The 7,455-nt window shown below is 68.5% G+C and carries 8 protein-coding genes; all 8 read left to right on the top strand.

Translation table 11 applies throughout. The annotated features are described in order from the left end of the window. On the top strand, window positions 1-796 hold a 796-nt coding region (locus G6016_RS10600; RefSeq protein WP_182632627.1), incomplete at its 5' end, for an HNH endonuclease signature motif containing protein. 108 nt (window positions 797-904) lie between these two features. Beyond that, the gene (locus G6016_RS10595) at window positions 905-2,209 is read left to right on the top strand and encodes a glutamate-5-semialdehyde dehydrogenase (RefSeq protein ID WP_182632626.1); all 1,305 of its coding nucleotides are present in this window, start codon (window positions 905-907) and stop codon (window positions 2,207-2,209) included. A gap of 86 nt (window positions 2,210-2,295) precedes the next feature. After that, complete coding sequence (locus tag G6016_RS10590) at window positions 2,296-3,177, top strand: AAA family ATPase (protein ID WP_182632625.1); 882 nt, start codon at window positions 2,296-2,298, stop codon at window positions 3,175-3,177. A 37-nt stretch (window positions 3,178-3,214) separates the two neighbouring features. Beyond that, window positions 3,215-4,660, top strand: coding sequence for a vWA domain-containing protein (locus tag G6016_RS10585; RefSeq protein ID WP_182632624.1), 1,446 nt, complete (start codon window positions 3,215-3,217; stop codon window positions 4,658-4,660). 60 nt (window positions 4,661-4,720) lie between these two features. Further along, a complete protein-coding gene (gene nadD, locus G6016_RS10580) occupies window positions 4,721-5,446 on the top strand; it encodes a nicotinate-nucleotide adenylyltransferase (protein WP_182632623.1) in 726 nt (241 codons plus the stop codon). Further along, window positions 5,443-5,892, top strand: a complete 450-nt coding sequence (rsfS, locus tag G6016_RS10575) for a ribosome silencing factor (protein WP_182632622.1) — start codon at window positions 5,443-5,445, stop codon at window positions 5,890-5,892. The genes nadD and rsfS overlap by 4 nt, the downstream gene beginning before the upstream one ends. A 6-nt stretch (window positions 5,893-5,898) precedes the next feature. Next, on the top strand, window positions 5,899-6,597 hold the full coding sequence (locus G6016_RS10570) for a histidine phosphatase family protein (RefSeq protein WP_182632621.1): 699 nt from the start codon (window positions 5,899-5,901) through the stop codon (window positions 6,595-6,597). Next, complete coding sequence (locus G6016_RS10565; protein ID WP_182632620.1) at window positions 6,594-7,424, top strand: DegV family protein; 831 nt, start codon at window positions 6,594-6,596, stop codon at window positions 7,422-7,424. The genes G6016_RS10570 and G6016_RS10565 overlap by 4 nt, the downstream gene beginning before the upstream one ends. Window positions 7,425-7,455: the final 31 nt, after the last annotated feature.

The raw sequence follows: 7,455 nt of genomic DNA, 5'->3' as shown, positions 1-7,455 counted from the left end.
CCACCGGGCAGGGCTCGACGGTCTCGCCAGCGTCGGGATCACGTGCGAGCCGCGTCTCCAGGCGCTCCTGGCCGCGGTCACCGCTCGCTTCGGCGCGCCGGGCCAATGCATCGGTGTCACCGCGGACCCGACGTCCGACCCCACGTCCGACCCCGCGGCCGGCCCCGCTGCTGCCGCCACTGCCGACGGCCCGGATGACCCTGATTTATCCGCCGCGGACGACACACGCACCGCGGGCCAGCGGGCCTACGACGCGCTGTGCCACGTGCTCTCGCTCGGTCTGTCGGTCGAGCCCGCAGCCACACGCGGTGTCGCCGCGATCGTGGTCCGGATGACCCCCGAACAGCTGGACGCGGTCGAGGCGGGCGAGCAGGGCGGCCTGGTCGAGACCGACGCAGGCACCCAGTTCACCGCGGCCCAGGCCGTGTCGTTGGCGGGTCGCCGCTCCTGGTTCCTGTCCGCCCTGCGCGACGGTCACGAGGAACTGAGACGCATCGACATCGACCGGGGTCGCGACCGACGCCTGGCCAGCGCCATCCAGAGGCTCGTCCTCTACGCCGCCCATGGGGGATGTACGCATCCCGGATGCGAGAGATCGGCGGCAGGCTGCCAGGCCCACCACGTGGAGGAATGGTCTCGGGGTGGCCGCACGACGATCGCCAACCTGGCACTGGCCTGCCCCATCCATCACGGATGGGTGGGTGAGGGGCCGAACTCGTGGCGGACCGTTGCGGACCCGGCCAATCCGGGCAGGCCCCGGTGGATTCCGCCCGGCACCCCGGCCGTGGCCGCATGAGTACCGTGCCGCGGTCGCATGTGCACGTCGGCGGTCGCCTCGGGGGGCGCCCCACCAGCAGCGACGGCCGCGCTATCCGCCCGAGATTCCCCAGGTAAGCTGGCCCCCATGACCTCCAGCCATCTCGACACCCCCGCACGCACCGAACTCGCCAGCGCCGACCCGGCCGCCGCGGACCCGGTCCGCGATGCGGTTCGCGAGGCGGCAGGCCGAGCCCGCACCGCATCGCGGCAGCTTTCATTGCTGACCACCGACGCCAAGAATGCGGCGCTGCTCGCCGCCGCCGACGCACTGGTGGCCGCCGCGCCGCAGATCCTCGAAGCCAATGAGCGCGACATTGCCGACCAGGCCGCAGAGGGCACCGGTGAGGCCATGCTCGATCGGCTCCGGTTGACGGTCGAGCGGATCGACGGCATCGCCGGCGGACTTCGTCAGGTCGCGGGGCTGCCTGACCCGATCGGCACGGTTACCCGTGGCTCGACCCGGCCCAACGGGCTGCAACTGCGGCAGGTCCGGGTCCCGCTGGGCGTCGTCGGCATGATCTACGAGGGCCGACCCAACGTCACCGTCGACGCGTTCGGTCTGGCGTTCAAATCCGGCAACGCCGCACTGCTTCGTGGCTCCCGTTCGGCCCGCAATTCCAATGTGGCCCTCGTCGAGGTTCTGCGCGGAGTACTCGCCGGGCATGGACTTCCCGTCGACGCCGCGCAGTTGCTGCCGTCGGAGGACCGCTCGTCGGTGACCCACCTCATCCAGGCCCGCGGCCTGGTCGACGTGGTGATCCCGCGCGGCGGCGCCGGCCTCATCCAGGCGGTCGTGGAGAACGCCAAGGTGCCCGCCATCGAGACCGGCACCGGCAACTGCCATCTCTACATCCATGGAGACGCGGATCTCGACGAGGCGATCGAGTTGCTGCTCAACGGCAAGACCCGCCGCTGTAGCGTCTGCAACGCCACGGAGACGGTCCTGCTCGACTCCGCGCTCGGGGATGCCGCCGTTGACCGCGTGATCGGTGCCCTGCAGGCCGCCGGTGTGGTGATCCACGGTGACCGCGACGGTCTCATCCCTGCCGATGACGTTGACTGGGGCGAGGAGTACCTCAGCATGGACATCGCGCTCAAGGTCGTCGACGGCGTCGATGAGGCCATCGAACACATTGCCCGCTGGTCCTCGGGGCACACCGAGGCCGTCGCCACCCGCAGCATCGATGTGGCCGAGAAGTTCACCGCACAGGTCGACGCCGCGGCGGTGATGGTCAACGCCTCCACCGCGTGGACGGACGGCGAGATGTTCGGCTTCGGTGCCGAGATCGGTATCTCCACCCAGAAGCTCCACGCCCGCGGTCCCATGGGGCTCGAGGAACTGACCAGTACCAAGTGGATCGCCAACGGTAAGGGGCACGTGCGTCCATAACCCGGCCCGCGGCCCGGGGCCGCGCTGAAGGCCCTCCCCACGCAGTACACGACACGCGCACCACCCAGCCCGAAAGGATCCATCCCATGGACCGAGCCCGTACCGGCCAGCTCCCCGCATTCCAGAGCATCGACCACGTGATCGAGGCGCTCGGCGAGCAGGGTTACCTGGCCGACCGGTCCACCGCGACGGTCGTTTACCTTGCCGACCGGCTGGGAAAGCCACTGCTCATCGAAGGACCCGCGGGCGTCGGCAAGACCGAGCTCGCCAAGGCCGTCGCCTCGGCCACCGAGGCCGAGCTCATTCGCCTGCAGTGCTACGAGGGCGTCGACGAGGCCCGCGCGCTGTACGAGTGGAACCACGCCAAGCAGATCCTGCGCATCCAGGCCGGCCAGGGCGAGGGCTGGGACTCCACCCGGGACGACGTGTTTTCCGAGGAGTTCCTACTGTCCCGGCCGCTGCTCACCGCCATCCGTCGCAGCGAACCCACCGTGCTGCTCGTGGACGAGGTCGACAAGGCGGACATCGAGATCGAGGGCCTCCTGCTTGAGGTGCTCAGCGATTTCGCCGTGACCATCCCCGAGCTGGGAACCATCGAGGCCACCCGACGCCCGTTCGCGGTGCTCACCTCCAACGCGGCCCGCGAACTGTCCGAGGCACTCAAGCGTCGCTGCCTCTACCTCCACCTCGATTTCCCGACCCCCGAGCTCGAGCGCAAGATTCTCGCCTCCCGTGTCCCCGAGCTCGACGACCGCCTTGCCGAGCAACTCGTCCGGGTAGTCGGCGTCCTGCGGGCCATGGCTCTGAAGAAGGTCCCCAGCGTGTCCGAGACGATCGACTGGGGACGCACCCTCGTGGCACTGGGGCTGGACACCATCGACGATGACACGGTTCTGCAGACCCTCGGCGTCGTCCTCAAGCACCAGTCCGACCAGCTGCGGGCGGCCGCCGAGCTGCGGCTCAACTAAGCCGTAGACCACACAGACAGATCGGGAGGCGGGAGCCATGAGCGACGGCACGACAATCCAGAAGTCTCCGGGCGGGCTTTCCGGCCATCTCGTGGACTTCGTCGATGCGCTGCGCCGCAAGGGCATCCCAGTCGGGCCCAGTGAAGCGGTCGACGCCGCGTCGGCGATGGTGCACATCGACCTGCTCGACCGTCCCGCACTCCGGGAGGCCCTCGCCGCGACGATCCTGCACAAGCCCACCCACCGTGGCGTGTTCGACCAGCTTTTTGATCTCTGGTTCCCGGTCGCGGTCGGGGAGAAGTTGCCAGGGGACGCGACGACCCTTGAGGTGGAGATCCCCACCGATGAGGACGGCAGGGTCGACCCGGAGGCGCTCAACGAGTTGATCGCCTCGCTCCTGCTTGAGGACACCGAGGAATCTCGAGCGAAGGCCCGGGCCCTGGCCGAGATGCTGGTGGATCAGCTCGGCTCCTACGATTCGGCGGGCGGCCAACGCTTCTCCGCCTACCAGGCGCTCAGCCCTCTCGACACCAGCGCCATCATGCAGAAGGTGCTCGATGGCCTTCTCGGTGCGGACCCGTTCGATCCGGACGGTTCCAAGCGGCACGCCGAGAAGACCGCCGCCGCTAACTCCGCGGCCGACATGGTGCGCGGATTCCTGCGCGAGGTCGCCGACGAGACCCGCCGGCGCACCGCTGAGACCGTGGGGCGCGACAGGGTCGCGCAGTACGCGGTCGGTCAGGCCGCCGAGCAGGTTGATTTCCTCCGCGCCAACGACCAGGACCTGCAGGCTCTACGGCGCAAGGTCGGCCCGCTGGCCCGCCAGCTCGGTAGCCGCCTCGCCGCTCGCCGGCGCCGCCACCGGCACGGGGCGATCGACATGCGCAAGACCATGCGCAAGTCGATGTCGACCGGCGGGGTGCCCGTCGACCTCGTGCTGCGCAAACCACGTCCTGCGCGCCCGGAGCTCGTGGTGCTGTGCGATGTTTCCGGGTCGGTCGCTGGATTCAGCCACTTCACCCTGCAGCTGGTCCATTCGCTGCGCGAACAGTTCTCCCGAGTGCGGGTGTTCGCCTTTGTCGACACCACCGACGAGGTCACCTCGTTCTTCGAGGCCGGATCGGACCTGGGTTCGGCGATGGCGCGCATGGTCCGGGAGGCCGAGATCGTCACCTACGACGGTCATTCCGACTACGGGCACGCGCTGTCCGGTTTCGCGGATCGCTACGCCCACACCCTCACGCGAACCGGCTCACTGCTGATCCTCGGCGACGGTCGAAACAATTACCGGAACCCGGCCGTGGAGTCGCTCGAGTTCGTCAGCGAGCGTGTGGGACACACCCACTGGCTCAATCCCGAACCGAAGCGTCAGTGGGGTACAGGGGACTCCGCCGCCAAGCTCTACTCGCAGTACGTTCCGATGCACGAGTGCCGCAACGTCGAACAGCTCACCGCGGTTGTCGCGGGTCTGCTTCCGGTATGACGACCGGAGTCGGTGCGGGTGACGACCGAGCCTGAGAGTCGCCCGATAGACTCACGCATCATGACCACGACCGGAGCCGCCGCAGGCGCACGTCGCCGTATCGGCGTGATGGGCGGGACCTTTGATCCCATCCACCACGGGCACCTCGTCGCGGCCAGCGAGGTGGCCCACCGGTTCGATCTCGACGATGTGGTCTTCGTACCCACCGGGGAGCCGTGGCAGAAGGACACTCGCAAGGTCTCGCCAGCCGAGGACCGCTACCTGATGACCGTCATCGCGACAGCCTCCAACCCGCGTTTCTCGGTCAGTCGCGTCGACATCGAGCGAGCGGGCCCCACCTACACGGTCGACACACTCAAGGATCTGCTTCGTCAGCACCCGGATTCCGAACTGTTCTTCATCACCGGTGCCGATGCGCTGGAGAAGATCCTCACCTGGCGGGGGTGGGAGGAGATGTTCGGCCTGGCGACCTTCGTGGGTGTCTCCCGGCCGGGGTTCGAACTATCGGACACCCACCTGGCCGAGATCCACGACGGCCGCGTCCACCTGCTCGAGATCCCGGCACTGGCGATCTCGTCGACCGAATGCCGCCGCCGCGCCGCAGCCGGCGCACCCGTCTGGTACCTCGTACCCGACGGAGTGGTGCAGTACATCGCCAAACGAAACCTGTACCGACCGGAGGGCTCCACCCGCCTCGACGGCACACCGGCAGTGACGGCCCCGGTACACCGAGAATCCGGTCCCACCGACCCCATCGACCCCCACCCCGAGGAGTTCCCCCAGTGACCGCAAGCCCCGAGGCCATGGACATGGCCGCCATCGCGGCCCGCGCCGCCGATGACAAGCTGGCGACAGACGTCGTCGTGCTCGACGTTTCCGATCAACTCGTCATCACGGACTGCTTCGTGCTGGCGTCCGCCGATACCGAACGACAGGTCAACTCGGTTGTCGAGGAGATCGAGGACAAGCTCCGCGAGGCCGGCCACAAGCCGTTGCGTCGCGAGGGCACCCGGGAGGGCCGCTGGGCACTGCTCGACTACAACGAGCTGGTTGTCCACGTCCAGCACGTGGATGAACGCGACTACTACTCTCTCGACCGGCTGTGGAAGGACTGCCCCGTCGTGGAGATCGACGGAGTTCAGACCGGTGCCGGCCGCAGTGGCGCCGATTCGGCGGACAGTGCCGATGACGCGCTGGCACCGGAGGAGCCGCGTCGGGATCAGGAGCTCTGACCCGAGGTGACCCGTCGTCTCATCCTCCTGCGCCACGGGCAGACGCACTACAACGCGTCGTTCCGTATGCAGGGTCAGCTGGACACCGAACTCAGTGAGCTCGGTGTCCGGCAGGCGCATACGGTCGGTCGGGTCCTCTCGCCGCGCCGCCCGTGGACGATCCTGTCGTCCGACCTGCGTCGTGCTCGCGACACCGCAGCAGCACTGGCCACCGAGGTAGGGCTGGAGGTCCGCACCGATGCGCGGTTGCGGGAGACGCACCTGGGCACCTGGCAGGGGATGAGCCATTCCGAGGTGGATGAGCAGTGGCCGGACGCTCGCCTCAATTGGCGCAGCAGTCCGCGCTGGGCCCCGCCGGAGGGAGAGAGCCGGATCGATGTCGCGCGCCGCACCCGCGCGGTCGTCGACGAGCTGGTCCGGGACCAACCGGAGTGGAACGAACACCCTGCTGTGATCGTCGCCCACGGCGGCGCAATCGCCGCGTTGACCGCGGCACTTATTGAACTTCCGGTGGAGCAGTACCCGATCTTCAACGGTCTGGGGAACACTTGTTGGGTGCAGCTTTCCGCGCATCGTCGCCCCCACGACTCCGACGGCCCGTCGGGAGACCTCGACGTGCCCCCCGGAAATGACACGGCCCGCGGCCTGCTCTGGCGTCTGGACCAGTGGAATGCCGGGGTCACACCTCCGGAGGCGGCGCAGTGACCATCCGTCTGGTCACCGACTCCGCGTCAGACCTTCCCGAGACATGGATCCGTGAGTTCGGCATCACGGTCGTCGACTTACACGTGGTCGAGGAGGAACAGCGAGCAGTCTCGACGGCAGCTGTCGGTCCTGAAGAGCTGGCCGCGGTCTACGAAGAGCTGCTGGCGGACCCGGAGTGCACCGGCGTGGTGTCGGTGCACCTGTCCCGCCAGCTGTCCCGGACGTGGGAGTCGGCGGCGGACGCGGCCACGCGGTTCGGCGGCCGTGTGCTGGTGTCGGACTCGCAGTGCGCGGGGATGGCGTTCGGTGCGGCCGTCGCGCAGTGCGCGTGGGCGGCGCAGAACGGTCTCGGGCTGTCGGGCGTGTACGACCTCGCGGAACGGCTCAGTCGGGGAGCGCTGACGTACGCGGCGGTGGAGTCGCTGGACAGCCTCCGTCGTGGCGGCCGGATCAGTGCGATCGCCGCCATCTTCGGCAGCGCGCTCGCCATGCGGCCGGTGATCATCCTGCGCAAGGGTTCGGTGGAGCTGGCCGCCAAGGCGCGGACGACCACCAAGGCGCACCAGCGGCTCCGGGCACTCGCGCGTGAAGAGACCGACCGCACGGACGTGCTGGTCGTGGTTCACCATCATGAAGCACCCGAACGGGCCGAGGAGATGGCCACCGAGATCCGTAAGGAAACCCAGTTCCCCGAGCGGGTGATTATCGTCGAATTCGACGAGGTGCTGGCGTGGCATCTGGGCCCCGGAGCTGTGGGTGTGTCGGTGACGGAGCTTTTCGACCCGGAATTCCCCATCCTCGCTCCTTCTCCACAGGCTGACGACTGACGCACCGTTCTCGAGCGGGTACGGGCCAGGC

Source organism: Dietzia aerolata, assembly GCF_014144865.1.
Taxonomy (GTDB): domain Bacteria; phylum Actinomycetota; class Actinomycetes; order Mycobacteriales; family Mycobacteriaceae; genus Dietzia; species Dietzia aerolata.
The sequence above is the reverse complement of the archived record's forward strand: the minus strand, read 5'-3'. Positions and strand labels throughout refer to the sequence as shown.